A 26,266-nucleotide genomic window follows, 5' to 3' on the forward strand; every position below is an offset into this window, starting at 1 on the left:
CAGCATGCCTGCACAGAATATGAGGCTTTCGGGCCTCATACACAAGGGTCAAGCGATCCGGCGCATGTTAAATCGATGTAATATCGAGCCGTTTTGCCGGCTTCCGGTTCGTCTCCGTAACGAATCAGAGTTCGCGCAGAACAGGCGCTGCTTTCTGCCCGAGAATCCGCCAAGTACCGATCAAGCCTATACCGACCGTCAAAATCAGCGCGATAACCAGCGTGGAGAAAGCGACATCGGGCAGAAAGGCAGAAGGGAGCCGCATGATACGGCTGACGATGTACCAGGCGGATGTGGAGCCGGCGATCAGCGCGAAGATGGCGGTTGCGGCGCCCAGGATCAGATATTCGTAGCTGAAGGCACGGATCAATGTTGCCCGCGTCGCGCCGAGCGTCTTGAGGATGACGGCGTCATGCGTGCGGGCGCGGTTGCCGGCCGCGAGCGCACCGGCCAGCACCAGCACCGAGGCGATGAGTGCGACAGATGCGGCGGAACGAATGGCCGTCGCCAGCTGTCCCACGAGCGTGTTGACGACATCGAGCGCATCCTTGACGCGGACGCTTGTGATGGTCGGGAAGGTATTGGTGACTTTCCTCAGGATCGCCGCTTCTTGTTCCGAGGTGGCGGAAGTGTCGGTCAATGTCGCCAGCCAGGCGTGCGGAGCGCCCCTGAAGGTGTTGGGCGAGAAGATCATCACGAAATTGATCGACAGCGACTGCCATTGAACCTTGCGGAAGCTGGCAATCCTGGCGGTGACGTTGCGGCCAAGCACGTTGACGGTCACCTTGTCGCCGAGCTTCAGGCCGAGCGCCTTGCCTTCGTCTTCGGAAAAGGAGACCAGCGGTTCGCCGCTATAATCCTTGTCCCACCATTTGCCTTCCGTGACCGAGGCGTTTTCCGGCACTGTATCGGCATAGGTGATGCCGCGGTCACCGCGGAGCACCCATTGGCCTGCGGCCGGCACCTTCATTTTGGTGACATCCTCGCCGTTGAAGGCGACGATCCGGCCGCGGAGCATTGGCGCCTCGACAAGCTTGCCCTTGGGGTCGATGTCGAGGACGATCTTGCGGAAGCCTTCCAGTTCCGGCCCCTGAATATCGACGAAGAAGAAGTTCGGCGCCTGTTCGCTCATGCGCCCCATCAGCTCGCAGCGCATATTCCCGTCGATCAGTGTCAAGGTCACCAGCAGCGCCAGCCCAAGGCCGAGCGACAGCACGACGGACGAGGTGAGCGCGCCCGGCCGATGAATGTTGCCGATCGCCAGGCGCAGCGCGGGCGAGCGCACGCGCGGGCTGCGGCGGGCAAGCCAGGAGAGCAGGGCTGCCACCAGCCGCAGCACGACGAAAGCGCCAGCGATCGAGACGACGAAGACGACTGCGATGAAGCGGTCATAGGCGGTGACGATCGCCAGGGCTGCAAGTGCCGCCATTAGGACGCCGGCAGCCAGGAGATAGGGCCAGCCGGGCAGGCGTCGCGCTTCGAAGCCCTGCTCGCGAAACAGCGCCGTCGCCGGCACTTCGCGGGCATGGCCGAGCGGCGGAATGGCAAAGGCCAGTGTCGTCAGCAGGCCGAAGAGAGCAGCCAGCGTCAATGCGCCGGGGTAAAGCCTCGGTGCGGTCGAAATCGGTAGGAATTCCGCCATGAATTGCGAAGCGATCATCGGCGCGATAGCGCCGAGGACGAGGCCAATTGCTATGCCGGCGAGTGCAATCACGGCGATCTGGATGAGGTAGATCAGCACAACGACGAAGGCCGGAGCGCCCAGGCACTTGAAGGTGGCGATGGTCGTGCGCTTGGAGTCGAGGAAGGCGCGCACGGCATTGGCAACGCCGACGCCGCCGACGATGAGCGCTGCGAGGCCGACGAGCGTCAGGAACTGCGAGAAGCGGGTGACGTTGTCGGCAAGCTGGGGTGCTGCGCGATCGCTGCTGCGGATCGACCAGCCGGCCTGAGGGAAGGCGGCATTGGCGCGCTCGGTGAGATTGCGGATGCTGGCCGCGGGATTGTCCATGCGGATTCGGTATGCCTGTTCGACCAGGCTGCCTGTCGTGATCAGGCCGGAAGCAATCAGGGCATTGCGGCTCGTGAGCAGGCGCGGCGCGAAGCCGAAACCTTCGGAAACGGCATCCGGCTCGCTTTCAATGGTGCCTGTGATGCGGAGCCTGGCATTGCCCAGCAGCAGGGCATCGCCGATTTTGAGGTTAAGGCGTTCGAGCAGCAGGGGAGCGACAACAGCGCCATAGGTGCCATCCTTGGCTGTAAGCAGCGTTGCGAGCGGCTGGTCCGGTTCCGCCTCGAATCTGCCGTAGAGCGGATAGGCATCGTCGACCGCCTTGACTTCGACGAGTGCCTGGTCCGAGCCATCGGGCAGGCGCGACATGGAGCGCAAGCCGGTGGAACGGGAAACTTTCCCTAAGCTTTGGAGATAGGCGAATTCCTCTGGAGTTGCCTCGCGGTTGCGCAGTTCGAAGCGGGCGTCGCCCGCCAGCAGTGACTGGCCCTGCGTCGAGATTGCGTCGGTAATCGAGCGGGAAACGGAATTAACGGCGGCAATTGCGCCGGTACCTAGCGCTATGCAGGCGAGGAAGATGTAGAAACCGCCAAGGCCGCCGCGCAATTCGCGCATGGCAAGGCGGAAGGCAAGCGGCAGGCGCAGTCCCGCCGCGCTCATGCCATCGCCGCCTGGTTGGCGCGCGTGCGCATGCTGTCGTTCTCGATTTCGCCGGAACGGACGCGGATCTGGCGCGAGCAACGGGCGGCAAGGGCGGGATCATGGGTGACGAGCAGCATGGTCGTGCCGCGCTCGGCCTGCTGGGCAAAGAGCAGATCGGCGATCTGCCGGCCGGTATCGGTGTCGAGATTGCCCGTCGGTTCGTCGGCAATCAGGACGGCAGGCGAAGGCGCCAGCGCGCGGGCAATAGCGACGCGCTGCTGCTCGCCGCCGGAAAGCTGGCCGGGATAGTGATTGAGCCTCTCGCCCAAGCCGACGGCTTCCAGTTCGCGACGGGCGATATCGAACGCATCGCGGACGTTGGCAAGCTCCAGCGGCACGGCGACGTTTTCGAGCGCCGTCATGTTGGCGATGAGATGGAAAGACTGAAAGACGATGCCGATATTGCGTCCGCGGAAATCGGCGATGCGATCTTCGCTGAGGCTATGCAGCGGTGTGTCGCGGATCAGAAGTTCGCCGCTGTCGAGCTTTTCGAGGCCGGCCAGCACCATCAGCAGCGTGGACTTGCCGGAGCCGGAGGGGCCGACGATGCCGACGGCCTCACCCTCCATGACGGTGAGATCGATGCCCTTCAGCACGTGGACGGAGGCGGCGGCATTGCCGAGCGTCAAATCCGCCTTCTTCAGCTCTATGATGGTTTTTGCCAATGCGAACGCCCTATATATCAGAGAACATCAGAGACAATGGCGGGCGCGACTTGGCCCGAGCAGCGAATTTAGGAAATGGATCATGGGTTTTAAAGTTGCTGCGCTTCACTTCGCTGTCATCACTTTCGGTCTTTTGTTTGGCGTAGTTCATGCCGCCGATGCACGCACCATTCAGCTGGTCGGCTTCGGCGATAGCCTGATGGCGGGCTATCAGCTGCCGCCGGGCGACGGCTTTCCCGCCAAGCTTGAGGCGGCGCTGAAGGCCAAGGGTTTGGATGTGGCGGTTGCCGATGCCGGTGTTTCGGGAGATACGACCTCCGGCGGCCTTTCGCGTATCGACTGGTCGGTGCCGGACGGCACGGATGGCGTGATCCTGGAACTCGGCGCCAACGATGCGCTGCGCGGCATTCCGCCGGAGCAGACGGAAAAGAACCTCGAGACCATGATCGAACGGTTGAAGGACAGAAAGATCCCGATGCTTCTCGTCGGCATGCTGGCGCCGCCGAACATGGGACCGGACTATGCCGATAAATTCAACCCGATCTATAAGCGGCTGGCCGACAAATATCAGCTTCCGCTCTATCCGTTCTTCCTCGATGGCGTCGCCACGCATGCGGATTTGCAGCTTTCGGACGGGATGCATCCGAACTCCAAGGGGGTCGATGTGATGGTCGAGCATATGTTGCCGGCTGTTATCAGTTTTGTAGGGACGATTGACGCAGGTGCGAAATAGATGCTTGCACCGACTGCAAATGCGTGATTCCCTACCTATACCTGCAAGAGATTCGGGGAGTGCTCGTCATGCCGAGACTTTTTACCGCCCTCGAAATTCCGCGCAATGCGGCCATGAGCCTGTCATTGTTGCGCGGTGGTCTCCCGGGAGCCAGGTGGATCGACGTTGAAAATTATCACATCACCTTGCGCTTCATCGGCGATGTCGATGGCCGCACTGCGGATGAGATCGTCGACCGTCTGGACCGGATAGATCGGCCTGAATTCCAGCTTCGGCTGGAGGGCATCGGTTCCTTCGGCTCCAAGAAACCGCATTCGGTTTGGGCCGGGGTCTCGCAGACGCCTGATATGTTCGCGCTGCAAGGCGAGATCGAGCGTATCTGCCAGCGGATCGGCCTGCAGCCGGACCCCCGCAAGTTCACGCCGCATGTAACGCTCGCCAGGCTGAAGTCCTCGCGGGTTGACGACGTGGTGCACTATCTCTCCGGCCGCGGCAATTTCTACACCGCACCGTTCACGGTCGGGCGCTTCGTGCTTCTGTCGTCGCGCGAATCGGTCGGCGGCGGTCCCTATCTCACTGAAGAGATATTCCCGCTTCACGAGCCCCGCAGCACTTTCCCGGCTTTGGGTAACAGCGCGCTGCAGCCTGCCAAAAGCATGGTATAGACGGCTTCGAAATCCTCGCGGTCGCCGTAGTAGGGATCGGGGATGTCCTTGTTGCTTCCGAGCGCCAGGGCATTGAAGAGATGCAGCTTGCCGAGCGCATCGGCAGGTGCCGCCTTGCGCAAGTTCTTCAAATTGTCTTGATCCATTGCCAGTATCAGATCGAACCTGCCGAAATCGGCTGATGCTATGCGCCGGGCACGCTGGTCTGAGATATCGATTCCGTGGCCAGCTGCAACCGCGATCGAGCGGCGATCGGGGCGCTCTCCCTGATGCCAGCTGCCGGTGCCGGCCGAATCGATGTCGAATTCACCGCCGCGGCCGGCTTCGTCCGCCAGATGCCTGAATATGCCTTCGGCGAGGGGCGACCGGCAGATATTGCCGGCGCAGACGAAAAGAACTCTGTGGCGATCCATGCTATCGTTCAACCGCTAGAACTTTTCCGCTTTTCTTCGAAATGCGAAAACGCTCTATCCTTTTGCTTTTACGCAATTCCGGACGGAAAACCGCTACGCAGTTTTACTGGAACTGCTTTAGAGAGGAGTGACTTGCCATGAAATACGACAGACTGGACCGCGCGGCAATCGATGAAAATCTTGCGGAGCTTGGAGGCTGGGCGCTTGCGGATGACGGCCTTTCGATCTCGAAGACTTTCAAGTTCCGCAACTTCGTCGAGGCCTTCGGCTTCATGACGGAATCAGCCCTGGCCGCCGAAAAATTCAACCACCATCCGGAATGGTTCAACGTCTATTCCCGCGTCGAGGTGAAGCTGACGACACACGATGCCGGCGGCCTGACCGATCATGACGTGAAGCTGGCGAAGGCGATGGAGAAGGCGGCCGCGCGCCGGATCGATTGAATCGCCTGATACGATCACCATATGTTTACACGGCCCGGCCGACGGGCCTCGATTGAGGTGAATGGAATGGATGACATCAAGTACGGGGAAATCCTGATGCCTGGTGACGAAGAGACCCAAAAAGAGCAGGAGAAATCGGTGCGCAGAAAATTCTGGCCGACCTTGCGGAAGGCAGCTCGCTATATTCCCTTTTCCCGCGATGTCGTGGCCGCCTTCTATTGTGCGTTCGACCCACAGACGCCGACGCGTGTTCGCGGCATATTGCTGGCGGCACTCGGCTATTTCGTCATGCCGGTCGATATTATCCCCGATTTCTTTGCCGTCATCGGCTTTTCCGATGATGTCGCGGTGCTGACGCTCGCTTTCAGCATGATCAGGGGCCATATCCGCCAGGAACATTACGACGCCGCCGACCGTGCGCTGGAGAACGGGCCCGAGTCTATGAAGACCGCCTGATGCTTGTTTTGCCGAGCCGATCTGAATCCTCTCGGGTTTCCAGAGATTTATGAGACCTCCCTGATTTTAGCGAGGTCAAATTCTTGCCCGAATCTTTCTGTCTTAAATCGAAGCTGCAGGGTGGTACTTCATCATCCGGGTTTTCCAATTCCTTCTGATGCGTTTCAAGCTTTGCGCGATAACTGGATTGAAATGGCACGGAGCCGGTGGCGGCAGCGCTCCGTTGACGGTTTGGTAACCTGAATAAAGTCAAAATAAGGCAGCTCACGAGCACAGGCGTGCGTCAAACGAATCGCCATGAGCTCTGGACCGCAAGAAATCGGCAGGAAACCATGTTTGTAAAAAGCTTCGCAATCGCCCTCTCGCTCGTTCTGGCCGGAACCGGCATAGCGTCCGCGCAGACCAAGAAGCAGACGCAGGCAGCGGCGCCAGCAGCGCCGGCGGCTCCGACGCGCATTCAGCAGTTCGACGCCTGGGGTGCCTATTCCTACCAGTCCGCCGGCGGTAAGGTATGTTACGTTCTTTCCGTGCCGACGGCCAAGGCGCCGCCGACCGGCATCGACCATGGCGACAATTTCTTCATCGTGTCGCAGCGTCCGGGCCAGAACATCTCCTATGAACCGCAGGCGATGATGGGCTACCCCCTCAAGGACAACTCGAAGGTCAACGTCACCATCGACAACAAGACCTTCGTGATGTTCACCAAAGACAAGGCCGCGTGGGTTGAAAACGCCGCGCAGGAGCCGGCACTGGTCGCCGCGCTGAAATCCGGCCACTCGCTGAAGGTTTCGGCGACCTCGAAGAAGGGCACTGCCACTTCCTACACCTATTCATTGAAGGGTGTGACGGCTGCGCTGAAGCAGATCGAAAACTGCAAATAAGATCGAGGGCCGAAGGATCACGCAAATGTGATCTTTCCGTTGCCGCGACCGCAATGAGCAAGGCCGGTCCAGTCGACCGGCCTTTCGTTTTGAAGGCCAACCTTTGCTTTTGAGGGAAAGGGATGACGCGAGCGGAAATTAATGCTAAAGGCCGCGCCAACGATAGGTGTGCGGCAGATAGCTTGCCACGCCACCGCATGAATCTTCAGATTTCCGTGCCTTGTCCGCATCCGCAGCTTTCGTCAGCTTTTGCGGCATCGCCGATGTGAACCGTTGGAACGATCCTATGTCCGCCACTGATGTGATAACTCCCTCCAGGCTTAAGCCGATGCCCGTGTCGCAGCCCGTCGAGCTTTCGCCGAAGCCGTCGCTGATCGGCATGACACGCGAAGAGATGGGCGCGGCGCTTAGGGAAAAGGGCGTTGCCGACAAGCAGATCAAGATGCGTGTCAGCCAGCTCTGGAACTGGATCTATGTGCGCGGCGTCTCCGATTTCGATGCCATGGCGAATGTGTCGAAGGACATGCGCGAAATGCTGAAGGCGCATTTCACCATCGCTCGTCCCGAGATCGTCGAGGAGCAGGTTTCCAATGACGGCACCCGGAAATGGCTGCTGCGCTTCCCGCCGCGCGGCGCCGGGCGGCCGGTCGAGGTGGAAACCGTCTATATTCCGGAAGAGGGTCGCGGCACGCTCTGCATTTCCAGCCAGGTCGGCTGTTCGCTCACCTGTTCCTTCTGTCATACCGGCACGCAGCGCCTGGTGCGCAATCTGACTGCGGAAGAGATCCTGTCGCAGCTGCTCCTGGCGCGCGACCGGCTCGGCGATTTCCCGGACCGCGAAGCGCCGCAAGGGACGATCATGCCCGCCGAAGGTCGCAAGGTCAGCAATATCGTCATGATGGGCATGGGCGAGCCGCTCTACAATTTCGACAGCGTCAAGACGGCGCTGCTGATCGCCTCCGACGGCGATGGCCTGTCGCTCTCCAAGCGCCGTATCACGCTCTCCACATCAGGCGTCGTGCCGGAAATCTATCGCACCGGCGAAGAGATCGGCGTCATGCTGGCGATCTCGCTGCATGCGGTGCGCGACGATCTGCGCGACATGCTGGTGCCGATCAACAAGAAGTATCCGCTGAAGGAACTGATGGACGCCTGCCGCGCCTATCCGGGCCTGTCGAATGCGCGGCGCATCACCTTCGAATATGTGATGCTGAAGGGCGTCAACGACAGCCTCGAAGACGCGAAGGGTCTGATCCAGCTGCTGAAGGGCATTCCCGCCAAGATCAACCTGATCCCCTTCAATCCCTGGCCGGGCACGAACTATCAGTGTTCCGACTGGGAGCAGATCGAAAAGTTCGCCGATTTCATCAATTCGGCCGGCTATGCCTCACCGATCCGCACGCCGCGGGGCCGCGATATTCTCGCCGCTTGCGGTCAGCTGAAATCGGAATCCGAGCGCATGCGCAAGACGGAGCGATTGGCCTTCGAAGCCATGATGATCGCCAATCACGGCGAGGACTGAGATCGATGCTCCTTGGACTGCGCAAGCCGATGCGCCTCTTGTGGGGCTATCTCGCCGCTTGCGCTCTCATGGGCTTTGTGCTCGCCTGCGCCGCCGTCTGGACCGTGCCGGAGACCGCGGCGCCCGAGCTTTTCGTTCTGACCATTGCGCTCACCAAGGTCGCGATGGTCGTCAGCATCCTGCCGTCTCTGGTGGTTATCCCCATTCTCGAATGGCGCGGCATGCGTCAATGGTATGGCTATGCAATTTTCGGCGCGACCCTATCGGCAGTCGCGTCCGTCCTGATTTCGGGCGGCATGGAAAGGCCGCAGACCCTCAATCTGATCACCGTTGCGGTCTGCTTCGCATTCCTGGGCATGGCCAGCGCCACCGTTTACTGGTGGATTGCCGGCCGGTTTGCGGGGCAGTGGTCCGGTTTCAACGAGCCTGAGTGAAGAAGATTTTCACCGCGAAAATCGAGAAGACGCTGGCGAAGGTGTAGTCCAGGCCGCGCATTACGCCGCGATTCCGCTGCAGCCAGGACGACAGGCCGTCCGCGGCAAGAACGACGAGCATGTTGACCGGCATGCCGATAAAGATGAAGAAGAAGCCGAGGAAGAGCAGCTTGTGTGTGACGGCAGGATCGCCTGATGTAACGAACTGCGGCAGAAAGGTCATGAAGAAGATGATGACCTTCGGGTTCAGCAGGTTGACCCAAAAGCCGTTGGAGATGTTTGCAAGCGGTGTTCCGCCGATGGTATCGACCTTCTTGACCGATAGGCTGGAACCGAAACGGATCGCCTGGATTGCCAGCCACAGCAGATAGGCAGCGCCTCCAGTCTTCAGCACCGTGAAGGCAACGGGCGAAGCCGTAATCAGCGCCGAAATGCCGAAAGCCACCAGGCAGGTATGGACGACGACGCCGAGGGTGGTGCCGAGCACGACGAACAGCGCCGCCTTCTTTCCCTGTGCGAGAGCGCGGCTGATCGACAGCGTCATGTCGGGACCGGGCGTCATCGCCAGCAAAAGGCTCGCTGCCGAAAAGGCAAGAAGGGTCGGCAGGCTGGGTATGAAATCCATGAAAGTCGCTCCGAAAGCCGGATGATGGTGCTTGGGTTTTCTTATCCAGCTTTCGGCTGATTGCAAATCAATCCTTCTTTTCGAGGAAGGCCCTGAATTGATCGGCATAGTCCGGATGCCAGCGCGACAGCGGCGGCCGGTTCTCGACGATATCACCGGCGGCCCAAAGCATGCGGCGCTCATCGACCGGCCGGGCGACGTCATTGTCCGGGCAGAGAATATAGAAATCGCCGCGTTTTAGGCTTTCCATCATGAACTCGACAGTCTGTTCCGGCGTCCAGGCGCCTGCCGGTTTTTCCGTGCGTTCGCCCTTGGTGAGACCAGTGAAGACGAAGCCGGGGATGAGGAGATGGGCTGAAATCTTGGCGCCTTCAGTATTACGCAGTTCGTGCTGCAGCGCTTCGGTAAAGACCTTCACGCCCGCCTTCGAGACATTGTAGGCGGGATTGCCGGGTGGCGTGGTGATGCCCTGTTTCGAGCCGGTGTTGATGATCAGGCCTGGTTCCCCATGCGCGATCATGCCCGGCCCGAAGACGCGCGTGCCGTTGATGACGCCAAGCAGATTGACGCCGAGAATCGCATCCCATTCTGCCTGGGCGCTGAAAACAGAGGTTTGCGGGCCGATGCCGGCATTGTTCATCAACACATGTACGCGGCCGAAACGCTGCAGGACTGCGCGCTCCAGCGCTTCCAGCGCGTCTTTGCTGGCGACATCGGTCTCGATGGCCATGACATGCTCTTCGCCTGCACTCATCTTGAGTTCAGCGCTCGCCTCCGCCAGTCGGTCGCCCCCGAGGTCGGCGATAACGACGCTCATGCCCAGCGAGGCGAAATGTTTTGCTGCGGCAAAGCCGATGCCGGATGCACCTCCGGTGATGACGGCAACATTGGATTTCTTGAAAATGTCTTGAATATCGGTCACGAGCGGCGCCCTCCTCAGGCATTGTTCGGTCGCTGCCGAATATGGTACTTTCGGCAATCAAGTCAAACCGCCGGAGGTCACGCCAGTGACAAAGCATGTGTCCGTAGAGATCGACGAGCAGATGGATGCGTTCATCGGCGAGCAGATCAGCCACGGCAATTACGATTCGCCGAGCGAGGTCATTGACGCCGCGCTTAAATTATTGCGCAGCCGGGCGGAAATAGAGGCGATTGCGGCGGCGATCGCCGAGGGCGAAGCCTCGGGCGAGCCGGAAAAGTTTGATTTCAATGAATTTATCGAAGGAAAGAGAAAGTTGCGCAATCAGCGATGAAGAAATTGGTCTTCTCGCCGAAAGCAACGTCCGACATCGATCAAATCTACGACTATACCGAGGAAAAATGGGGTTACGAGCAAGCGGAAGATTATGTCTTCGTTCTGCGTGATTGTTGTCATGCTTTGGTGAAGGGCATCGCACGCAGCCGCAAGATCAGCGGTATCAAACCAGATTGTCTCGCTCTCGCCTCCGGCTCACATTTTATCATCTATAAAGATGTCGCTCAAATGGTCACGATCATCCGCATCCTGCATCAGCGAATGAACATCGGCGCTCATCTCTGAGAAACGTCCCGCTCGCGCCTCCCCTTGCGCCGCACGATAATCTCGCTAAAAGTTCCGCGATACAGCTTTGCGGGCCTTTCCCCTGGCCCGCCTCGAAACGGAACTCATCATGGCATCACATAAAGACGTGAAGAAAGTCGTTCTCGCCTATTCCGGCGGTCTCGACACCTCGATTATCCTGAAGTGGCTGCAGACGGAGCTCGGCGCCGAAGTGGTCACCTTCACCGCCGATCTCGGCCAGGGCGAAGAGCTGGAGCCGGCGCGCAAGAAGGCCGAAATGCTCGGCATCAAGGAAATCTATATCGAGGATGTGCGCGAGGAATTCGTGCGCGATTTCGTCTTCCCGATGTTCCGCGCCAATGCCGTCTATGAAGGCGTCTACCTGCTCGGCACCTCGATTGCCCGTCCGCTGATCTCCAAGCACCTGATCGAGATCGCCAGGAAGACCGGCGCCGATGCCATCGCCCACGGCGCGACCGGCAAGGGCAATGACCAGGTTCGCTTCGAGCTTTCGGCCTATGCGCTGAACCCGGATATCAAGATCATTGCGCCATGGCGCGACTGGTCGTTCAAGAGCCGTACCGACCTCCTCGAATTCGCCGAGAAGCACCAGATTCCGGTTGCCAAGGACAAGAAGGGTGAAGCGCCTTTCTCCGTCGACGCCAACCTTCTGCACTCCTCTTCCGAAGGCAAGGTTCTGGAAAACCCGGCGCAGGAAGCGCCGGAATATGTGCACATGCGCACGATCTCGCCGGAAGCCGCTCCCGACAAGGCCACCATCATCAAGATCGGCTTCGAAAAGGGTGATGCCGTTTCGATCAATGGCGAGCGCCTGAGCCCGGCGACCTTGCTTGCGAAGCTGAACGAGTATGGCCGCGACAACGGCATCGGCCGTCTTGATCTCGTCGAGAACCGTTTCGTCGGCATGAAGTCCCGTGGCGTCTACGAGACCCCCGGCGGCACGATCCTGCTCGCGGCCCATCGCGCCATCGAATCCATCACGCTCGATCGCGGTGCCGCGCACTTGAAGGACGAGCTGATGCCGCGTTATGCCGAGCTGATCTATTACGGCTTCTGGTTCTCGCCGGAGCGTGAGATGCTGCAGGCCCTCATCGACAAGAGCCAGGAACATGTCGAAGGCGAAGTGACGCTGAAGCTCTACAAGGGCAATGTCATGGTCATCGGCCGCGAAAGCCCGAAATCGCTTTATTCCGACAAGCTGGTCACCTTCGAAGACGACCAGGGCGCCTACGACCAAAAGGATGCGGCCGGCTTCATCAAGTTGAACGCGCTGCGCCTGCGCACGCTCGCCAAGCGCAACCTGTCGAAGTAAGGTATTGATATGAGAAATGGCCCGCTTCCGATCGCCGGAGGCGGGCTTCCTTTTTCCAGGATGGCGGCGTGGAATTAATCCACCGGCCTCAATTCCCGTTCGACTTCTGCAGGTGCTTCGGCCTTTTGAAGATTGCTCCGGAAAGCGCAGAGCGCATCATGCAGTTGCACTTGAAGATCCTCGCCGAAGCCCTGCGTCGCATTGCGCTCGACTTCGCAGACTTCACGGTCGATCTGCCGAAGCTTCGCGTCGGCAGATTCCGAAAGCACGATCCGCTTGGCGCGGCGATCGAGCGGGTCGGGCTGTCGTTCGATCAGGCCGCGTGCCTGCAGCTTGTCCAAAAAGGCGCTGACCGTCATCGGCTCCAGCCCCATCCGGGAGGCGATGTCGAGTTGGCGGCTGCCATTGATGGCGGCGACCTGCATCAGCGTCCGTGCTTCACCCGCCGTCAGCCCGAGCCCGGCGACAAGAATGCGTCGCTCGAAGGCCGCCCTGATCAGTCGGGCGCAATCGCTCACAAGAAAGGCGAGCGAATCCGTATTAATCCTGCTGTTCATAAGCGCTTCCCTACCTACGCTCTTTGTTTTTGGGCCCCACTACGTTCTTATTGATTTCATCCCACGAACACAACGGCTTCCTGGAACTTAAAACGGCCAGCTGCTTGACCGGATTCCACAGATTGCTACTCTCGCGCGATCACCAGCGGGATCATTCATCATGACGCAATCGCTCGTTGTCGGCGCCTTCCTCGCCGCGCTTTTCTATGTGCTTATTCCCGGTCCTGCCTTTCTGGCACTCCTCGGCATAGGTGCCGGCCAAGGCCGCAAGGCGGGTGCATTCTTCGTCAGCGGCCATCTGCTCGGCGATCTCGTCTGGTCGACGCTGGCTTTGGTCGCCATCGTCGGCGCCAAGACCATCGGCACCTTCGTCTTCGACCTGCTCGGTTTGCTGTGCGGCTTCTATCTCGCCTGGATTGGCTGGAGTGCCGTCACCGCCAAGTCGAAAGGTGACGGCAAGGCGCTCGTCAATGTCGACCGCCCGTTCCGTCGCGGCCTGATCTTCGGCGTCACCAATCCGAAGGGATATCCCGTTGCGCTGGCGACCTTTACGGCGCTTGTCGCGGGCTCTGCCGGCGCATTGACCTTCAGTGCCCTGCCGCTGCTGCTGACAGTATCCTTTGCTGGGTTCATAACAGCCGACATTATTCTCATCAGCATTATCGGCGCAGGCGCTGTTCGGCGCTTCTATCGCGCGCATGAGCGGCTGATCGTGCGCTGCTCCGGCGTGCTTTTCATGGGTTTTGCGGCACAGGCGCTCTGGCATGCCACACCCGGCCTGCTCGGCTGGCGCAAGGCCTGATCCCGCTCATCAATTTGTTCGCCCCTCGCCATACCAATTCGGCGGGGCTAGCCTTATATCGTGCTTCGGTCAGATGTCTGTCGAAAGGATGCCCCGCATGTCTTCCCTTACTGCCGCCAATCCCGCGCTCACCGAATGGACCGGACATCAGGGGCTGCCGCGTTTCGATGCGGTAAAGGATACGGATTTTGCTCCCGCCTTCGATGCGGCACTTATATCGCATGAGGCCGAGATCGATGCGATTGCCGGCAATAGCGAGGCGCCGACCTTCGCCAATACGGTGACGGCACTGGAGATCGCCGGCGACGAGCTGTCGCGCATCTCGGCGCTCTTCTGGAACAAGGCGGGTGCGCATACGAATGAGACCATCCAGGCGCTGGAGCGCGAGATCGCGCCGAAGATGGCGCGGCATTATTCGAAGATCGGCACGAACGCGGCACTCTTTGCCCGTCTCGATGCGCTTTGGGAGAGTCGCGACGCGCTTGGGCTGACGCTGGAAGAAACCCGTGTTCTGGAGCGGCACTGGAAGGGTTTCGTCAAGGCCGGTGCCAAGCTGCCGAAGGCCGAGCAAGAGCGGCTGTCCGCCATCAACGAGAAGCTTGCCGGCCTCGGGGCGCAATTCGGACAGAACGTGCTGGCGGATGAAAAGAGCTGGGCGCTGCTTTTGTCGGAGGAAGTCGATCTTGCCGGCCTTCCTGACTATCTACGCGAGGCGATGGCTGCGGCTGCGCGCGAGCGCGGCGAGGAGGGCAAATATGCCGTCACCCTGTCGCGCTCGATCATCGAGCCGTTCCTGACGTCGTCGGAGCGTCGCGATCTGCGCGAGCAGGCTTTCAACGCTTGGATGGCCCGCGGCGCCAATGGCGGCAAGACCGACAATCGCGAGATCATCCGTGAAACGCTGGCCTTGAGAGCAGAAAAGGCGAAGCTACTTGGCTATGCCAATTTTGCCGAACTCAAGCTCGACAATACCATGGCGAAGACGCCGGAAGCGGTGAACGACCTTTTGATGACCGTGTGGGCGAAGGCAGCCGCACGCGCCGGCGAAGAGGAGAAAGACATTGCCGCGCTGATCGCCGAAGAGGGCCGCAATCATGAGGTCATGCCTTGGGACTGGCGGCACTATGCCGAGAAGATCCGGACCCGGAAGTTCGATTTCTCCGAAACCGAGCTGAAGCCCTATCTGCAGCTCGAAAAGATCATTGCCGCCTGTTTCGATGTCGCCGGGCGCCTGTTCGGCATCAAAGCTGTCGAGCAGAAGGGCGTTCCCGCCTACCACCCCGATGTGCGCGTCTTCGAAATCCGCGACCGCTCCGACAAGCTCGTCGCCCTCTTTCTCGGCGATTACTTCGCCCGCAGCTCGAAGCGCTCCGGTGCCTGGATGAGTTCGTTCCAGTCGCAGCACAAGCTGCCGCTGAAGAACGGCCATGTCGGCGAACTGCCGATCATCTATAATGTCTGCAACTTCGCCAAGCCGGCGGAAGGCCGACCGGCGCTGCTGTCGCTCGACGATGCCCGCACGCTGTTCCACGAATTCGGCCATGCGCTGCACGGCATGCTTTCGAACGTCACCTATCCCTCGGTTTCGGGCACAGGCGTTTCGCGCGATTTCGTCGAACTGCCATCGCAGCTCTACGAACACTGGCTGACTGTGACCGCCATCCTCAAGGAATATGCCGTCCACTATGAGACCGGTGCGCCGATCCCGCAGGCGCTTCTCGACAAGGTTCTGGCGGCCCGCACCTTCAATACCGGCTTCAATACGGTCGAATTCACCTCTTCGGCATTGGTCGACATGGCATTCCATACGCGCGGCGCAATTGAGGATCCGATGGCGGTACAAGCGCGGGTGCTTGCGGAGATCGGCATGCCGAAATCCATCGTCATGCGCCATGCGACGCCCCATTTCCAGCATGTGTTTTCCGGCGACGGCTATTCGGCCGGCTATTATTCCTACATGTGGTCGGAAGTGCTCGACGCCGATGCCTTCGCCGCCTTCGAGGAAACCGGCGATGCCTTCAATCCGGATATGGCGGAAAAATTGAAGGCAAACATCTATTCCGTCGGCGGCTCGATCGATCCGGAAGATGCCTATAAGGCTTTCCGCGGCAAGCTGCCGAGTGCAGATGCGATGCTTAAGAAGAAGGGGCTGGCGGCCTGATCTGCGTTCGGTACGCAGCAAAAGTCAGTCGCCAAAGGTCCGCTTTGGCGACTGAGCTGGTCTTTGCCGGTTAATCAGGATTTGCGCGCAAGCACAGCTAGCAGCTCGGCCAGCTGATCGGCTTGCGCATCATCCAGCTTATCACCCACATGGCGTTGAAGTGCCGAAGCATAGACTGCCCACATGCGGCTGCGCATGGCGCTTCCTGCTTCGGTGATAACGACCCAGCGGCCTCGGCCGTCCTCGGAAAATATTTCGCGATGAACAAGACCGGCCTTTTCCATCCGGTCGAGAAGGCGGGAGAGATTATGTTGGGCGAGGAGCGTACGCTCCTCGATCTCGTAGGGGCGCAACTTTCCTTCCGTGGCTTGCGTCAGCTCCCATAGCACGTCGTACCAGCCGAGTGGCGGCAGGCCGGCTGCCTTCAAATCCTGCTCAATCGCCGCAAGGACGATCTGTTGGGTGCGCATGAGGCGTACCCATGCTCGCGTCACTGCGGCGGAGGGCTTTGAAGGGGTAGCATCTGAACAATCGGACATGGATGCAATTACATCTATGTTGACCGGGCTTGCAAGTCCAGATATAGATGCAATTACATATATCTTGAACTCGACCCAGGAGATTTGATCATGTCCGACTCAAAACTGGTCCTTATCAGCCATTACCTTTGCCCCTACGTCCAGCGAGCAGCCATCACACTTGCTGAAAAGGCCGTGCCATTTGAGATCCGCTATGTCGACCTGTCGGCAAAGCCCGACTGGTTTCTGGCTATTTCCCCGCTCGGCAAAGTTCCGTTGCTGATCGTGCGGCAGGAGGACGGAGTGGAAACGGTTTTATTCGAAAGCGCGGTGATCTGCGAATATCTCGAGGAAACCCAACCCGGCGCTCGGCTTCACCCGGCAGATCCGCTCACGCGTGCCCGCCATCGCGGCTGGATGGAATTCGGCTCTTCCATTCTTTCAGATTTGTGGGGATTCGAGACCGCCAGGGACGAAGGAACCTATGAGGCCAAGCGTAAGGCGCTGATCGATAAATTCGCTCGTGTCGAGGCGGAATTGGGAAACGGTCCCTTTTTTGCCGGACAGGCATTCAGCCTCGTCGATGCAGTTTTTGCGCCGATCTTCCGTTACTTCGATGTGTTCGACACCATCACATCAACTGGCGTTTTCGACGGCCTATCGCGTGTCAAGGCATGGCGCACAGAGCTGGCGTCGCGGCAAAGCGTGCGAGGTGCGGTGACGCACGACTATCCCGAGCGCCTGAAGGCTTTCCTGCTCAATCATGATGCGTTCTTACTGAAACATGCCGCCTGACGGGATTGCGCAAATCCCGATCGAGGCGATTGCGTGCATCTGAACTCGCTACGTGGTAGAAGAGATTGCGCCTGTCTGAGCGTGTAAGACTGATGTGCGAGGCACGAAAAGCCGGCATTCAGCCCCTTTCTTGCCTCCCCCCTTTCGCATTCGCGAAAAAAAGGGTATGAGCGCGCCAAATGCAATTGGCGTGTTACTGAAACACTGCGCCCCAGCCTCAGAGATTAAGACATATGGCACTTCGCAACATCGCGATCATCGCGCACGTTGACCATGGGAAAACCACCCTCGTCGACGAGCTCCTGAAGCAATCCGGCTCGTTCCGCGAGAACCAGCGCGTTGCCGAACGCGTCATGGACTCGAACGATCTGGAAAAGGAGCGCGGCATCACCATTCTCGCCAAGGCGACCTCGGTCGTCTGGAAGGACACGCGCATCAACATCGTCGATACCCCCGGCCACGCCGACTTCGGCGGTGAAGTCGAGCGCATTCTCTCGATGGTTGATGGCGCGATCGTTCTCGTCGATGCTGCCGAAGGTCCGATGCCGCAGACCAAGTTCGTCGTCGGCAAGGCGCTCAAGGTCGGCCTGCGTCCGATCGTTGCGATCAACAAGATCGACCGTCCGGACGCCCGCGCAGACGAAGTCATCAACGAAGTCTTCGATCTCTTCGCCAATCTCGACGCGACCGACGAACAGCTCGATTTCCCGATCCTCTACGGTTCCGGCCGTAACGGCTGGATGAACTATTCGCCTGATGGCCCGAAGGAAGAGGGCCTCGGCCCTCTTCTTGATCTCGTCGTCAAGCATGTTCCGGAGCCGACCGTCGGCGAAGGCCCGTTCCGCATGATCGGTACGATCCTGGAAGCCAACCCCTTCCTCGGTCGCATCATCACCGGCCGCATTCACTCCGGCTCGATCAAGCCGAACCAGGCTGTCAAGGTTCTGGGTGCAGACGGCAACCTCATCGAAACCGGCCGTATCTCGAAGATCCTCGCCTTCCGCGGCATCGAGCGTCAGCCAATCGAAGAAGCGCAGGCAGGCGACATCGTCGCTATCGCCGGGCTTTCCAAGGGCACGGTCGCCGATACCTTCTGCGACCCGCAGGTCAGCGAGCCGCTGGTCGCGCAGCCGATCGACCCGCCGACCGTCACCATGTCCTTCATCGTCAACGATAGCCCCTATGCGGGCACCGAAGGCGACAAGGTCACCTCGCGCGTCATCCGCGATCGCCTCTTCAAGGAAGCAGAAGGCAACGTCGCGCTGAAGATTGAGGAAGCCGAAGGCAAGGATTCGTTCTACGTTTCGGGCCGCGGCGAATTGCAGCTCGCGGTTCTGATCGAAACCATGCGCCGCGAAGGCTTCGAGCTTGCGGTGTCGCGCCCGCGCGTCGTCATGCACAAGGATGAGAACGGCCAGCTGCTCGAGCCGATCGAAGAAGTCGTCATCGACGTCGATGAAGAGCATTCCGGTATCGTCGTGCAGAAGATGTCCGAGCGTAAGGCTGAAATGTCCGAGCTGCGGCCTTCTGGCGGCAATCGCGTCCGTCTCGTCTTCCTGGCGCCGACCCGCGGCCTCATCGGCTATCAGTCGGAACTCCTGACCGACACGCGCGGCACGGCCGTCATGAACCGCCTGTTCCACGACTACCAGCCCTACAAGGGTGAGATCGGCGGCCGCGTGAACGGCGTGCTGCTCGCCAATGAAGCCGGCGAAGCCGTGGCCTACGCCCTGTTCAACCTGGAAGACCGCGGCCCGATGATCATCGACGCCGGCGAGAAGGTCTATGCCGGTATGATCATCGGCATCCACTCGCGCGACAACGACCTTGAAGTCAACGTGCTGAAGGGCAAGAAGCTCACCAACATCCGCGCCGCCGGCAAGGACGAAGCCGTGAAGCTGACGCCGCCGATCCGCATGACGCTCGACCGCGCGCTTTCCTGGATCCAGGACGACGAGCTGGTGGAAGTGACGCCGAAGTCGATCCGCCTCCGCAAGATGTATCTCGATCCGAACGAGCGCAAGCGTTACGAGAAGGCCCGTCTGGCCTGATCATCCTAACCGAGCAATGCATTCGACCCCGGCCTTCATGCCGGGGTTTTTATTTGTATGTTCGGTTTTTGAGCCCTTGTCCTAAAGGTTAAAAAACCGTTAATTTTTGTTGACGATCCACGGATAAAGCCTGTGGGCAAGTCTGCCATCTTTATGAATGAGGATGGTTAATTCGCATCGGTAAGACCAGAGTAGATGTTATGAAGACGTTGTCGATTGATGTTCGGCGGGCAGAACCCCATGATGCCCGAGCCATTTCAGAGGTGCACCGCCAGTCGTGGCAGTACACCTATGCCGGCATCATTCCGCATCGCGCCCTTGGCCAGATGATCGAGCGTCGTGGCGAAGCCTGGTGGCGCAAGGCGACAAGTGGCCCCGCGACGCTGCTGGTTCTGGATGTCGCCGGTGAGATCGCAGGCTATGCCACGCTCGGCCTCAATCGCGCCCGCGCACTGCCCCAGGAAGGCGAGATCTACGAACTCTATCTGCGCCCGCAATATCAGGGCCTCGGCCTCGGGCGCATGCTGTTCGGCGAGGCGCGCAGGCTGTTGAAGTCGCTTGGCTGCAAGGGGCTGGTCGTCTGGTGCCTCGAGGAAAACGAGAACGCCTACCGCTTCTATCGCGGGCAGGGCGGTGCGGATTTCTGTGAGGGCATCGAAACCTTCGATCACAGGCAGCTGCGCAAGATCGGCTTCGTCTGGCCTTGAGCGGCGCTGTAGCGCATCGATTCCGATTTAAGGAATCATGCAGTAAATCCGCCTCTTTCCCGATGCGTTGTTGCGTTGCGGCATGAAACCGATTATTTGGCTGGCGGCAACCATCCTTATCTAGGGGACAAGCATGCGTATCGACGCGATTTCCATTGGCAAGAACCCGCCCGAAGACGTCAACGTCATTGTTGAAGTGCCGGTCGGCGGTCATCCGATCAAGTATGAAATGGACAAGGAGGCCGGCACGCTGGTCGTCGACCGTTTCCTCTACACGCCGATGACCTATCCGGGCAATTACGGCTTCGTTCCGCATACGCTCTCCGACGACGGCGACCCGATCGACGTGCTGATCGCCAACACCCGCCCGCTGGTTCCGGGCTGCGTCATCAACGTTCGCCCGATCGGCGTGCTGATGATGGAAGACAATTCCGGCAAGGACGAGAAGATTATCGCCGTTCCCGCGCCGAAGCTGACCATGCGCTATGACAAGGTCAAGGAATATACCGACCTGCCCGAGATCACGCTGAAGCAGATCGAGCACTTCTTCGAGCACTACAAGGATCTGGAGCCCGGCAAGTGGGTCAAGATCTTCGGCTGGAAGGGTTCGAAGGAAGCTGGCGAACTCATCGTCGAAGCCATCGAGCGCGCCAAGAACACCAAGGCTTGATCTGATCAACCGCCTTCGGTTACGGCGCAAAGCCTCTTTATCAAATCCTCCGGTTCGCCCTCGATCCGGAGGATTTTTTTGCGTGCGGTGTCGCCGCCGATAAGGGCAAGCGTGGATTTGGGAATGCCGAGGCTCTTTGAAAGCAGGGCGATCAGCGCCCTGTTGGCCTTGCCTTTTTCGGGTGCTACCGAAACGCGCGCCTTCAAATAGCATCCACCGTCAGCGCCCGTTTCCAACCCATCGATCGCATCACGCCCGCCATTGGGCGTGAGCCGCACGGAAAGCCTGACGTGATCCGGAAAGGTCTGCCAGGCTTTGCTCACCGCAGGAACATGGGGACGATCGAATTCCACATCAGCGAGCGGATGAAGAAGATGATGAGCAGCAGGATGACCGGCGAGATATCGATGCCGCCGAGGTCAGGCAGAATGCGGCGGATCGGGCGCAGGGCCGGCTCGGTAACCGCATAAAGGAAGTTGCCGACGGAGTTGACGAATTGATTGCTCGAATTGATGACGTTGAACGCATAGAGCCAGGAAAAGATGGCGCTGGCGATCAAGATCCAGGTATAAAGATTCAAAGCCAGATCAATGGTTTGAAATAAGGCGAGCATATCCGTCTCCAATTCGCGGTTGACAGACATGTAGACATTGGCGACTAAACGGGCAAGTCCCATGCTCCGAAGCATGTTGAATCATGTTTAAAAGGCCGGCATTTGCGCTAGCGGCCACGTCGGAAAGTCTCGTTCCATGTCGTTCGCTGTCAGCGGAGACCGGTTTGCCGCCTTCAGGCACGTTGCCTATATTTATTTCTTCTTCGCGCGGTTTTTGACAGCATTTGCCACGCAGGTCGTCAGCGTCTCCGTCGGCTGGCAGATGTATGAGCATACCGGCCAACCGATCTATCTCGGTCTGATCGGTCTCGTGCAGTTCCTGCCGTCGCTGTTGCTGATCCTGGTGACGGGCACGGTTGCGGACCGCTACAACAGGCGGCGGATTTCCGCGATCTGCATTTTCGTCGGCACCCTTTGTGCGGCTGCCCTGCTGTTCCTGACCGTATCTGGCACCTTCGCGCCGCTGCCGGTATTTCTGATCCTCACGGTCTTCGGCATAGAACGTGCCTTCATGACGCCGGCCATGCAGTCGCTTGCGCCCAATCTGATCCCGCCCGAAGACCTGACGAACGCGATCACCTGGAACTCGATGTCGTGGGATGCGGCCGCCATCCTCGGTCCTGTTGCCGGCGGCCTGCTTTACGGCGTCGGCGCCAATGTCGCCTATACCGTTGCCGTGCTTTTCTTTGCGGCCGGCTCGGTGCTGACCTTTCTGATCCCGAAACCGCAGCAGCGGGTTGCGCATGAGCGGCGAAGCCTCAATGAAATGCTCGCCGGTTTCCGTTTCATCTGGTCGGAAAAAGTGGTGCTCGGTGCGGTCTCGCTCGATCTTTTCGCCGTGCTGCTCGGCGGCGCGGTCGCGCTGATGCCCATCTATGCGCGCGATATCCTGACGCTCGGGCCTTGGGGTCTCGGCATGCTGCGCGCGGCGCCAAGCTTCGGCGCGATCGCCATGGGCCTTTTCCTGGCAACCTATCCTATCCGCAATCGCGCCGGCATCTGCATGTTTGCCGGCGTTGCCATGTTCGGCTTGGGAACCCTGATCTTCGGCATCTCGCATACGCCGTGGCTGTCGATAACAGCTCTGGCCATCATGGGCGCATCCGACCTGATCTCCGTCTATGTCCGCGAAACGCTGATTACGCTCTGGACGCCGGATCACGTGCGCGGCCGCGTCAATGCCGTCAACATGGTCTTCGTCGGTGCGTCGAACGAGCTCGGCGAATTCCGCGCCGGCACCATGGCGCATTATTTCGGTGCGATTCCCGCCGTTGTCATCGGAGGACTTGGCACGCTGACCGTCGCCATCCTTTGGGCCACAGGTTTCCCGCAGCTGCGCCGCATCGACAGCCTGAACGCGCCTGATCGTGACGGCGAGCCGCAGCCGGCTTGAGGATTGCGCGATGACAAGGAAGCCGGATCGATACAATTCGTTTTCGGCGCTTCGTGAGCATGAAATCGAGGGCTTCGGCTATCGTATCCATCTCGAGGATCGATCATCGCATGTCGCCGTCATCGCTCCCCATGGCGGTTTCATTGAGCCCGCCACATCCGAGATCGCTCTGGCGATCGCCGATGAGAGGTACTCACTTTATCGTTTCGAAGGGCTCGATGCGGCGAGGCTTCATCATGAGCTGCACATCACCGCCGAAAATTTCGATGAACCGATAGCAAACGGCTTGGTGGCCAGTTCGTCGATCGTCGTCGCCGTTCATGGGCGAACGGATCGGGATGATTCGCTGACGAGCTGGATCGGCGGTCTCGACACATCGCTTCGCGACCGGATCGTCGAAGCATTGGGGCTCAATGGTTTTGCTGCGGCCGCGAGAGTGAAAGGGGAGGCGCTTGCCGGAGCTTCCACCGGCAATATCTGCAATCGCGGCAAGCGGCAGGCCGGCGTCCAGCTCGAAATTCCGAGAGGCGTCAGGGATATTCTCATGAAAGATGCACAAAAGATGGAGCGATATGCGTCTGCGATCCGTAGCGCGATCGATGAATTCGATCGCGTGCTTTCGTCAGGCGAGGGCCTTTAGGCCACCATTGCCTGCTTGCCCTCGAAGACGAGATCGAGGAATTCCGATAGCCAGGCCTTCAGCGCGGCGTCGAAGATCATGCGGCCTTCGAGATGCTCGCGGCCCTGCTGGGCGTTCGGCATGCAGAAGCGATGCTCGCCATGCACGACCCAGCGCTGCATCATGGCGCGCGTGAGCTCGGCATGAAACTGCAGACCCCAGGCATTGGCGCCATAGCGATAGGCCTGGTTGGGATAGGTCTCCGCTGTCGCGAGCAGATCGGCGCCGTGCGGCAGCTCGAAGCCTTCGCGATGGAAATGATAGACCATTTGCGGCCAACGCATCAGCAACCGGCCTTTTTCCGTCGGCTGCAGCGCATACCAGCCTATTTCGGTCTTGCCGTCGTCGCGCGGCTTCACCTTGGCGCCGAGATGGCGGGCGAGCAGCTGTGCCCCGAGGCAGATGCCGAGATAGGGGCGGTTTTCCTTGAGCGGTACTTTCAGCCAGTCGGTCTCAACCCTGATGAAGTCATCCGGGTCGTTGGCGCTCATCGGGCCGCCGAAGATGACGGCGCCAGCATGTGCTTCGAGCGTCGAGGGCAGGGGATCGCCGAGGACCGGATGGCGGATATCGAGATCGTAGCCTTTCTCCAGCAGCATCTGGCCGACGCGGCCGGGGCTGGAGCGCTCCTGATGCAGGACGATCAATATAGGGCGGCCGGCGCTCTTCGGCGCTTCAATCATCATTGCCTGTCTCCACCCTCGGGCCGGGTGCGCGTGCGGCTGCTTCCTGGCGCTTCATGATGCGCTCGCGATCGGAAATGCCCATGAGGTCGGCGATCCGCCAGATTGCATGATCTTCCATCTCGCTGCGCTCGCCGTCGGCATAGACGATGTCCCAGAGGATGCCGAGCAGTTCGAGCCGCTGGGTGCTGTCGAGATGACGCTTCAGATCCGAGGTAAAACGATAATAATCGACCGCCTCGCTTTCCGCTTCCTCGCCGGCAGCGATCAGCTGGTCGAGCTGGCGCCCATCGAGACCATATTGGTCCTTCAGGAGCTTGCGCAGCCGTTTCTTTTCGCTGTTCTCGATCTTGCCGTCCGCCTCCATGACCTGGATGCACAGGGCCGCCACCGCGACACGCGGGTCGTCGGGTGCGAAGCCGGATCTGGGGTGGTCCTGGGTCAGGTTATGAAGGAATTCCTGAAAGCGTTCGAACATCCGTTTCCATTCTTAAAGCAGGCAGAGCAAGGTTCTTGGGGCACCATGCTCAATTCTTTTTGTCTTCCCGCAATTCCGGACGCAAAACCGCCGCGCAGTTTTGCCGGAATTGCTCTAAAACAACTTGAGCCGTGTCTTGGGCTCCGGTTCAAGTTTCCGATCCTTCACGCCCGGATCATCCGGCGCGCCGCCGAAAAAGGGCCGGGGCTCCTCACCCTGCTGTGCCGGCTTTGGCGCAGCCTCGGAGGGGCTTGAAGCGGGTTTCGCCACGGCAGGTTCCAATTCCATGACATAGGTATCGGCGGCCGGCGATGCAACTTTCGGTGAACTTGGCTTTGCCGCCGTGGTTGCGGTGGCGGCCTCGCGCACCGGCGGCAGCGATTTCAGCGCCGCATCGACCGATACCGTGGAGCCTTCTTCCACCGGCCCATCGATCTGGCCGAAAGGCGCCTTCCATTCGAAGGCATCGAGACGGCCCGTGATCGGCGACAGCGGCAGCCATTTTTCCGAGACGAAGCCATCGGCAACCCAGGCCGGATCGCGCGGCGCGCGCAGCGCCTGCGCCATCCAGTGGCGGATGCGGCCCTGATCGCCGGTTTCGGCCTCTTCGATATCGGCAAGAAGCAGGAAAGCGCCTTCGCGCGCATCGATCCTTGCGGCTGCTTCTGCCTTGGCACGAGCCTTGGCAAAATCGCCGGCATCCATCGCCGCCTTTGCGGTCAACAGCAGAGCTTCGACATTGTTCGGGCGGATCGCCTCCAGCCGCTCGGCGCGCTTCAAACGGTCAAGAACGGAATCGCCACTGCGAGCTCGCACATATGCCCTGCCGACTTCGGGATGCGGCTGCGCCTTCCAGACCTGCTCGAGGATGGAGGCAGCCTTGCGCACCTTGTCTTCACGGAACAAGGCCTTGGCCGCGATCAGCGCTGCGGGCACGAAATCGTCCACAAGCTTCAACGCCGCCAAAGCATCGTCGCGCGCGCCTGTCGGATCGCTCTCCAGCTTGTCGTTGGCGCGGGCCGTCAGCAGCACGGCGCGTTGACGGTTGGCCGTGGCCTTGTCGACGACATGGGCAACCTTTTGCTGGTCCAGCAGCTTGATGGCATCATCCCAGCGGCCGGCCTGGCTGCGATATTCCAATGTCGCCTGCGCCGCCCAAGGCAGGTAGGGCGCCTGGTCGGCGGCCTTTTCGGCATATTGCCGCGCTGCTTCATGCGCGCCGAGGCGCTTGGCTTCGAGATAGAGGCCTCGCAGGCCAAGCTCGCGCGTTTCCGGATCATTGGCCATCTGTTCGAACTTCTGACGGGCCTCGTCATGCTTGCCTTCGATCAGGGCAGCCTGGGCTTCAAGCAGGTTGATGAGCGGCTCCTGATCGGCGCGGATGAGGCCACGGCTGCGGGCCGCCATCTTGCGGGCGAGCAGCGCATTGCCGGCACCGGCGGCGATCAGGCCCGTCGACAACGCTTGATAGCCGCGATCGCGCTTGCGGGCGCGGAAATAGCGAGTAACGGAATAGGGCGAAGTCCAGATCAACCGCACGAACCACCAGACGATCATGACGGCGGCCACGATCGCAATCAGGATCGCGGCGGCCACGATCAGTTTCGTCTGGTAAAGCTGCCCTTCCCAAACCAGCGAGAGATCGCCGGGGCGATCCGCGAGCCACGAAAAGCCATAGCCGAGAGCCAGAACGAGAATGGCGAAGATAAGCAGTCTGATCATTGCTACACTCCGTC

At 60.0% G+C, this 26,266-nt stretch carries 30 protein-coding genes; 18 read left to right on the forward strand and 12 right to left on the reverse strand.

Translation table 11 applies throughout. From position 1 onward, the window contains the following. Positions 1-124: 124 nt before the first annotated feature. Complete coding sequence (locus FBZ99_RS27465) at positions 125-2,671, reverse strand: ABC transporter permease (RefSeq protein ID WP_145636035.1); 2,547 nt, start codon at positions 2,669-2,671, stop codon at positions 125-127. Continuing rightward, positions 2,668-3,378, reverse strand: a complete 711-nt coding sequence (locus FBZ99_RS27470) for an ABC transporter ATP-binding protein (RefSeq protein WP_145636036.1) — start codon at positions 3,376-3,378, stop codon at positions 2,668-2,670. The genes FBZ99_RS27465 and FBZ99_RS27470 overlap by 4 nt, the downstream gene beginning before the upstream one ends. An 82-nt stretch (positions 3,379-3,460) precedes the next feature. Here FBZ99_RS27470 and FBZ99_RS27475 point away from each other — a divergent pair, with 82 nt between their 5' ends. Together FBZ99_RS27475 and thpR are read left to right on the forward strand one after the other, a co-directional pair. Next, on the forward strand, positions 3,461-4,111 hold the full coding sequence (locus FBZ99_RS27475; RefSeq protein WP_113330733.1) for an arylesterase: 651 nt from the start codon (positions 3,461-3,463) through the stop codon (positions 4,109-4,111). A gap of 68 nt (positions 4,112-4,179) precedes the next feature. Continuing rightward, positions 4,180-4,776: an RNA 2',3'-cyclic phosphodiesterase gene (gene thpR, locus FBZ99_RS27480; protein WP_069613347.1), complete on the forward strand. Its 597-nt coding sequence runs from the start codon at positions 4,180-4,182 to the stop codon at positions 4,774-4,776. On the opposite strand, the gene FBZ99_RS27485 is transcribed toward thpR, so the two are convergent. Further along, complete coding sequence (locus tag FBZ99_RS27485; RefSeq protein WP_145636038.1) at positions 4,707-5,189, reverse strand: low molecular weight protein-tyrosine-phosphatase; 483 nt, start codon at positions 5,187-5,189, stop codon at positions 4,707-4,709. The genes thpR and FBZ99_RS27485 overlap by 70 nt on opposite strands. A gap of 137 nt (positions 5,190-5,326) precedes the next feature. Here FBZ99_RS27485 and FBZ99_RS27490 point away from each other — a divergent pair, with 137 nt between their 5' ends. The 5 genes from FBZ99_RS27490 to FBZ99_RS27510 all read left to right on the forward strand — a co-directional run bounded on the left by FBZ99_RS27490 (position 5,327) and on the right by FBZ99_RS27510 (position 8,925). Further along, positions 5,327-5,632: a 4a-hydroxytetrahydrobiopterin dehydratase gene (locus tag FBZ99_RS27490; RefSeq protein WP_145636040.1), complete on the forward strand. Its 306-nt coding sequence runs from the start codon at positions 5,327-5,329 to the stop codon at positions 5,630-5,632. Positions 5,633-5,698: 66 nt separating this feature from the next. Further along, a complete protein-coding gene (locus FBZ99_RS27495) occupies positions 5,699-6,088 on the forward strand; it encodes a YkvA family protein (protein WP_145636042.1) in 390 nt (129 codons plus the stop codon). A gap of 332 nt (positions 6,089-6,420) precedes the next feature. Then, complete coding sequence (locus FBZ99_RS27500; protein WP_095432995.1) at positions 6,421-6,969, forward strand: invasion associated locus B family protein; 549 nt, start codon at positions 6,421-6,423, stop codon at positions 6,967-6,969. A gap of 286 nt (positions 6,970-7,255) precedes the next feature. Next, positions 7,256-8,491, forward strand: coding sequence for a 23S rRNA (adenine(2503)-C(2))-methyltransferase RlmN (rlmN, locus tag FBZ99_RS27505; RefSeq protein WP_145636045.1), 1,236 nt, complete (start codon positions 7,256-7,258; stop codon positions 8,489-8,491). Positions 8,492-8,496: 5 nt separating this feature from the next. Then, complete coding sequence (locus tag FBZ99_RS27510; protein WP_145636047.1) at positions 8,497-8,925, forward strand: hypothetical protein; 429 nt, start codon at positions 8,497-8,499, stop codon at positions 8,923-8,925. On the opposite strand, the gene FBZ99_RS27515 is transcribed toward FBZ99_RS27510, so the two are convergent. Both FBZ99_RS27515 and FBZ99_RS27520 read right to left on the reverse strand, forming a co-directional pair. Then, positions 8,909-9,550, reverse strand: a complete 642-nt coding sequence (locus FBZ99_RS27515) for a LysE family translocator (protein ID WP_145636049.1) — start codon at positions 9,548-9,550, stop codon at positions 8,909-8,911. The genes FBZ99_RS27510 and FBZ99_RS27515 overlap by 17 nt on opposite strands. A gap of 67 nt (positions 9,551-9,617) precedes the next feature. Continuing rightward, a complete protein-coding gene (locus FBZ99_RS27520) occupies positions 9,618-10,472 on the reverse strand; it encodes an SDR family NAD(P)-dependent oxidoreductase (protein ID WP_145636051.1) in 855 nt (284 codons plus the stop codon). Positions 10,473-10,557: 85 nt separating this feature from the next. On the opposite strand from FBZ99_RS27520, the gene FBZ99_RS27525 reads away from it, so the two are divergent. The 3 genes from FBZ99_RS27525 (at position 10,558) to FBZ99_RS27535 (ending at position 12,423) form a co-directional block, all read left to right on the forward strand. Beyond that, positions 10,558-10,803 carry a type II toxin-antitoxin system ParD family antitoxin gene (locus FBZ99_RS27525; protein WP_145636053.1) on the forward strand — a complete coding sequence of 82 codons (246 nt, stop codon included), beginning with the start codon at positions 10,558-10,560 and terminating at the stop codon, positions 10,801-10,803. Then, positions 10,800-11,090: a type II toxin-antitoxin system RelE/ParE family toxin gene (locus FBZ99_RS27530; protein ID WP_145636055.1), complete on the forward strand. Its 291-nt coding sequence runs from the start codon at positions 10,800-10,802 to the stop codon at positions 11,088-11,090. The genes FBZ99_RS27525 and FBZ99_RS27530 overlap by 4 nt, the downstream gene beginning before the upstream one ends. Before the next feature lie 109 nt (positions 11,091-11,199). Next, positions 11,200-12,423 (forward strand): argininosuccinate synthase, encoded by a 1,224-nt coding sequence (locus FBZ99_RS27535; protein WP_069613430.1) that lies wholly within the window; start codon positions 11,200-11,202, stop codon positions 12,421-12,423. Positions 12,424-12,497: 74 nt separating this feature from the next. Here FBZ99_RS27535 and FBZ99_RS27540 read toward each other — a convergent pair whose 3' ends face one another. Then, positions 12,498-12,980, reverse strand: a complete 483-nt coding sequence (locus FBZ99_RS27540) for a MarR family winged helix-turn-helix transcriptional regulator (protein WP_113330724.1) — start codon at positions 12,978-12,980, stop codon at positions 12,498-12,500. Positions 12,981-13,140: 160 nt separating this feature from the next. Here FBZ99_RS27540 and FBZ99_RS27545 point away from each other — a divergent pair, with 160 nt between their 5' ends. Both FBZ99_RS27545 and FBZ99_RS27550 read left to right on the forward strand, forming a co-directional pair. Further along, a complete protein-coding gene (locus tag FBZ99_RS27545; RefSeq protein ID WP_145636058.1) occupies positions 13,141-13,782 on the forward strand; it encodes a LysE family translocator in 642 nt (213 codons plus the stop codon). A gap of 97 nt (positions 13,783-13,879) precedes the next feature. Beyond that, complete coding sequence (locus FBZ99_RS27550) at positions 13,880-15,943, forward strand: M3 family metallopeptidase (protein WP_145636060.1); 2,064 nt, start codon at positions 13,880-13,882, stop codon at positions 15,941-15,943. Between the two features lie 74 nt (positions 15,944-16,017). Here the strand turns inward: FBZ99_RS27550 and FBZ99_RS27555 are convergent, their stop codons facing one another. Continuing rightward, the gene (locus tag FBZ99_RS27555) at positions 16,018-16,482 is read right to left on the reverse strand and encodes a MarR family winged helix-turn-helix transcriptional regulator (RefSeq protein ID WP_145636062.1); all 465 of its coding nucleotides are present in this window, start codon (positions 16,480-16,482) and stop codon (positions 16,018-16,020) included. A 90-nt stretch (positions 16,483-16,572) separates the two neighbouring features. Here FBZ99_RS27555 and FBZ99_RS27560 point away from each other — a divergent pair, with 90 nt between their 5' ends. The 4 genes from FBZ99_RS27560 to ppa all read left to right on the forward strand — a co-directional run bounded on the left by FBZ99_RS27560 (position 16,573) and on the right by ppa (position 20,684). Then, the gene (locus FBZ99_RS27560; protein ID WP_145636130.1) at positions 16,573-17,256 is read left to right on the forward strand and encodes a glutathione S-transferase family protein; all 684 of its coding nucleotides are present in this window, start codon (positions 16,573-16,575) and stop codon (positions 17,254-17,256) included. A gap of 233 nt (positions 17,257-17,489) precedes the next feature. Continuing rightward, a complete protein-coding gene (gene typA / locus FBZ99_RS27565) occupies positions 17,490-19,307 on the forward strand; it encodes a translational GTPase TypA (protein ID WP_069613361.1) in 1,818 nt (605 codons plus the stop codon). Between the two features lie 200 nt (positions 19,308-19,507). Continuing rightward, complete coding sequence (locus FBZ99_RS27570; RefSeq protein ID WP_069613362.1) at positions 19,508-20,014, forward strand: GNAT family N-acetyltransferase; 507 nt, start codon at positions 19,508-19,510, stop codon at positions 20,012-20,014. Positions 20,015-20,147: 133 nt separating this feature from the next. Next, the gene (gene ppa / locus FBZ99_RS27575; RefSeq protein WP_069613363.1) at positions 20,148-20,684 is read left to right on the forward strand and encodes an inorganic diphosphatase; all 537 of its coding nucleotides are present in this window, start codon (positions 20,148-20,150) and stop codon (positions 20,682-20,684) included. A gap of 5 nt (positions 20,685-20,689) precedes the next feature. Here ppa and FBZ99_RS27580 read toward each other — a convergent pair whose 3' ends face one another. Together FBZ99_RS27580 and FBZ99_RS27585 are read right to left on the reverse strand one after the other, a co-directional pair. Beyond that, the gene (locus FBZ99_RS27580) at positions 20,690-21,007 is read right to left on the reverse strand and encodes a DUF167 domain-containing protein (RefSeq protein WP_145636064.1); all 318 of its coding nucleotides are present in this window, start codon (positions 21,005-21,007) and stop codon (positions 20,690-20,692) included. Next, a complete protein-coding gene (locus tag FBZ99_RS27585) occupies positions 21,004-21,327 on the reverse strand; it encodes a YggT family protein (RefSeq protein WP_113330717.1) in 324 nt (107 codons plus the stop codon). The genes FBZ99_RS27580 and FBZ99_RS27585 overlap by 4 nt, the downstream gene beginning before the upstream one ends. Before the next feature lie 106 nt (positions 21,328-21,433). Here FBZ99_RS27585 and FBZ99_RS27590 point away from each other — a divergent pair, with 106 nt between their 5' ends. After that, positions 21,434-22,690, forward strand: coding sequence for an MFS transporter (locus tag FBZ99_RS27590; protein WP_145636066.1), 1,257 nt, complete (start codon positions 21,434-21,436; stop codon positions 22,688-22,690). 10 nt (positions 22,691-22,700) lie between these two features. After that, on the forward strand, positions 22,701-23,330 hold the full coding sequence (locus tag FBZ99_RS27595; RefSeq protein WP_145636068.1) for a poly-gamma-glutamate hydrolase family protein: 630 nt from the start codon (positions 22,701-22,703) through the stop codon (positions 23,328-23,330). Here the strand turns inward: FBZ99_RS27595 and FBZ99_RS27600 are convergent. From FBZ99_RS27600 to FBZ99_RS27610, 3 genes are all read right to left on the reverse strand, one after another. Then, on the reverse strand, positions 23,327-24,052 hold the full coding sequence (locus FBZ99_RS27600; RefSeq protein WP_145636132.1) for a glutamine amidotransferase: 726 nt from the start codon (positions 24,050-24,052) through the stop codon (positions 23,327-23,329). The two genes, FBZ99_RS27595 and FBZ99_RS27600, sit on opposite strands and share 4 nt — an antisense overlap. After that, positions 24,045-24,530, reverse strand: a complete 486-nt coding sequence (locus tag FBZ99_RS27605; protein ID WP_069613367.1) for a tellurite resistance TerB family protein — start codon at positions 24,528-24,530, stop codon at positions 24,045-24,047. The genes FBZ99_RS27600 and FBZ99_RS27605 overlap by 8 nt, the downstream gene beginning before the upstream one ends. Before the next feature lie 114 nt (positions 24,531-24,644). After that, positions 24,645-26,252, reverse strand: coding sequence for a heme biosynthesis protein HemY (locus FBZ99_RS27610; protein ID WP_145636071.1), 1,608 nt, complete (start codon positions 26,250-26,252; stop codon positions 24,645-24,647). Between the last annotated feature and the right edge of the window lie 14 nt (positions 26,253-26,266).

The sequence above is a fragment of the Rhizobium sp. ERR 1071 genome (assembly GCF_007828675.1).
Classification (GTDB): domain Bacteria; phylum Pseudomonadota; class Alphaproteobacteria; order Rhizobiales; family Rhizobiaceae; genus Rhizobium; species Rhizobium dioscoreae.

Bases quoted from the DNA above. Each gene is read 5' to 3' on its own strand.
- FBZ99_RS27465 (WP_145636035.1), bottom strand. From the start codon at position 2,671: ATGAGCGCGGCGGGACTGCGCCTGCCGCTTGCCTTCCGCCTTGCCATG.
- FBZ99_RS27475 (WP_113330733.1), top strand. From the start codon at position 3,461: ATGGGTTTTAAAGTTGCTGCGCTTCACTTCGCTGTCATCACTTTCGGT.
- thpR (WP_069613347.1), top strand. From the start codon at position 4,180: ATGCCGAGACTTTTTACCGCCCTCGAAATTCCGCGCAATGCGGCCATG.
- FBZ99_RS27485 (WP_145636038.1), bottom strand. From the start codon at position 5,189: ATGGATCGCCACAGAGTTCTTTTCGTCTGCGCCGGCAATATCTGCCGG.
- FBZ99_RS27490 (WP_145636040.1), top strand. From the start codon at position 5,327: ATGAAATACGACAGACTGGACCGCGCGGCAATCGATGAAAATCTTGCG.
- FBZ99_RS27495 (WP_145636042.1), top strand. From the start codon at position 5,699: ATGGATGACATCAAGTACGGGGAAATCCTGATGCCTGGTGACGAAGAG.
- FBZ99_RS27500 (WP_095432995.1), top strand. From the start codon at position 6,421: ATGTTTGTAAAAAGCTTCGCAATCGCCCTCTCGCTCGTTCTGGCCGGA.
- rlmN (WP_145636045.1), top strand. From the start codon at position 7,256: ATGTCCGCCACTGATGTGATAACTCCCTCCAGGCTTAAGCCGATGCCC.
- FBZ99_RS27510 (WP_145636047.1), top strand. From the start codon at position 8,497: ATGCTCCTTGGACTGCGCAAGCCGATGCGCCTCTTGTGGGGCTATCTC.
- FBZ99_RS27515 (WP_145636049.1), bottom strand. From the start codon at position 9,550: ATGGATTTCATACCCAGCCTGCCGACCCTTCTTGCCTTTTCGGCAGCG.
- FBZ99_RS27530 (WP_145636055.1), top strand. From the start codon at position 10,800: ATGAAGAAATTGGTCTTCTCGCCGAAAGCAACGTCCGACATCGATCAA.
- FBZ99_RS27535 (WP_069613430.1), top strand. From the start codon at position 11,200: ATGGCATCACATAAAGACGTGAAGAAAGTCGTTCTCGCCTATTCCGGC.
- FBZ99_RS27540 (WP_113330724.1), bottom strand. From the start codon at position 12,980: ATGAACAGCAGGATTAATACGGATTCGCTCGCCTTTCTTGTGAGCGAT.
- FBZ99_RS27545 (WP_145636058.1), top strand. From the start codon at position 13,141: ATGACGCAATCGCTCGTTGTCGGCGCCTTCCTCGCCGCGCTTTTCTAT.
- FBZ99_RS27550 (WP_145636060.1), top strand. From the start codon at position 13,880: ATGTCTTCCCTTACTGCCGCCAATCCCGCGCTCACCGAATGGACCGGA.
- FBZ99_RS27555 (WP_145636062.1), bottom strand. From the start codon at position 16,482: ATGTCCGATTGTTCAGATGCTACCCCTTCAAAGCCCTCCGCCGCAGTG.
- FBZ99_RS27560 (WP_145636130.1), top strand. From the start codon at position 16,573: ATGTCCGACTCAAAACTGGTCCTTATCAGCCATTACCTTTGCCCCTAC.
- typA (WP_069613361.1), top strand. From the start codon at position 17,490: ATGGCACTTCGCAACATCGCGATCATCGCGCACGTTGACCATGGGAAA.
- FBZ99_RS27570 (WP_069613362.1), top strand. From the start codon at position 19,508: ATGAAGACGTTGTCGATTGATGTTCGGCGGGCAGAACCCCATGATGCC.
- ppa (WP_069613363.1), top strand. From the start codon at position 20,148: ATGCGTATCGACGCGATTTCCATTGGCAAGAACCCGCCCGAAGACGTC.
- FBZ99_RS27585 (WP_113330717.1), bottom strand. From the start codon at position 21,327: ATGTCTGTCAACCGCGAATTGGAGACGGATATGCTCGCCTTATTTCAA.
- FBZ99_RS27590 (WP_145636066.1), top strand. From the start codon at position 21,434: ATGTCGTTCGCTGTCAGCGGAGACCGGTTTGCCGCCTTCAGGCACGTT.
- FBZ99_RS27595 (WP_145636068.1), top strand. From the start codon at position 22,701: ATGACAAGGAAGCCGGATCGATACAATTCGTTTTCGGCGCTTCGTGAG.
- FBZ99_RS27600 (WP_145636132.1), bottom strand. From the start codon at position 24,052: ATGATTGAAGCGCCGAAGAGCGCCGGCCGCCCTATATTGATCGTCCTG.
- FBZ99_RS27605 (WP_069613367.1), bottom strand. From the start codon at position 24,530: ATGTTCGAACGCTTTCAGGAATTCCTTCATAACCTGACCCAGGACCAC.
- FBZ99_RS27610 (WP_145636071.1), bottom strand. From the start codon at position 26,252: ATGATCAGACTGCTTATCTTCGCCATTCTCGTTCTGGCTCTCGGCTAT.